Source organism: Neisseria sp. HMSC068C04 (assembly GCF_001810105.1).
GTDB lineage: Bacteria > Pseudomonadota > Gammaproteobacteria > Burkholderiales > Neisseriaceae > Neisseria > Neisseria flavescens_B.
Genome location: NZ_KV799935.1, coordinates 1 through 306 on the forward strand (window position 1 = coordinate 1; position 306 = coordinate 306).

Genomic DNA, 306 nt, shown 5'->3' on the forward strand with positions numbered 1-306 from the left:
CTAACTTTCGTAATGGTTGCTGAAAGTTAGATTATATAGCCACGTCATTTAAAAATCATCCAGCCCACCACGACCGGAACAAACACACCAAGATAAAAATAAAAATCCATCATGGTTCTATCTCAATTTCTGCCATATCAACCTGATACCCCAAACTGCTGCCATGATGGCAACTACTGACCAGCCTATATACGAACCGTCTTTCATGCTGTCTATTGGGTTACACTCAGGCAATTCAGCTTTTAAAATCTGTTCCCCATATTTCCAACCGAACTTTGTAAAATTAAGCTGATATAGCTTTCCGTC

At 39.5% G+C, this 306-nt stretch carries 1 protein-coding gene; it reads right to left on the bottom strand.

What is annotated here, in order from left to right; genetic code table 11:
* Positions 1-117 precede the first annotated feature (117 nt).
* On the bottom strand, positions 118-306 hold a 189-nt coding region (locus tag HMPREF2700_RS11900; RefSeq protein ID WP_070590712.1), incomplete at its 5' end, for a hypothetical protein.